This is a genomic window from Neisseria sp. P0009.S007, assembly GCF_051962515.1.
The window spans coordinates 1-861 of record NZ_JBQCVF010000702.1 but is presented as its reverse complement, the minus strand read 5'-3'; the positions used below and the strand labels follow the sequence as shown (position 1 = coordinate 861).

Genomic DNA, 861 nt, shown 5'->3' with positions numbered 1-861 from the left:
ACGACTACATGACGGCCTTTGATTTGCTCGGGGTCGGGCATGCGTTTCCAGTTGAACGCGCCGCCTGCGAGTTTGTCTCCGTAGCGGGAAACATGGACGTAGTCAAAGTCCAAAGGGAAGCGCAACAGCGGCAACAGCTGCCCTGTAAACACCACCGCACCACCCATCACAGGCAGGAGCAGGGGATATTTGCCGCCCAAGTCGCGGGTGATGTCGTCGGCAACTTTTTGCAAGGCCGCGCGGCATTTTTCTTGGTCAAACAGCAAGTCGGCATTGTCCAGCATGGCTTGGGTTTCAAGGCGTTTGGTGTCAAAATCGGTCATGATAGGGGCGTGTTGAGTGCGGTTAAAAACAAATTATATAGCGGATTCAATCAATTTTCGATACAAGGCGCGGCAATAGTGTGGTGAATGTGAAGGGAATTTAAGCAGATCATGTTCAGACGGCCTTTTGTCCTTCCGCTTCGTCCACCAGCAAAAACGCCGTCAAAGCCAAAGCGGTCAATAGCGCCGTCAACACCATCGCCCGTCCGTAATTGTCCGCACCGGCGCGCCCGAGATAATCGTAAATCAAAGTAGTCAGCGTCTGCCATTCGGGGCGCGACAGGAATAATGTGGCCGCAAATTCTCCGATACACGTTGCCGAAGCCAAAGTCAGACCGCGCCGCAAGGCCGGTTTCAATAAAGGCGCGGTTACATAACAGGCCGTCTGAAAACCGTTTGCGCCCATGGTGCGCGCCGCCGCCGCGTAATCTTTGGGCAAACCGTCCCACGCGGCCAGTACGTCTTTGGCCACAAACGGATACGCCAACAGCGCGTAAGTCGCCGTCAGCAGCCACAGCGAAGCCGTCCACTGCGGATA

1 protein-coding gene and 1 pseudogene are annotated in these 861 nt (G+C 55.3%); both read right to left on the bottom strand.

What is annotated here, in order from left to right; translation table 11 throughout:
* Positions 1 to 323, bottom strand: a pseudogene (locus ACTHS3_RS15800) (hypoxanthine-guanine phosphoribosyltransferase); the annotation flags it as partial.
* Positions 324 to 438: 115 nt separating this feature from the next.
* Positions 439 to 861, bottom strand: a 423-nt coding sequence (locus ACTHS3_RS15795) for an ABC transporter permease subunit (protein ID WP_440368481.1), incomplete at its 5' end; no start/stop codon positions are given.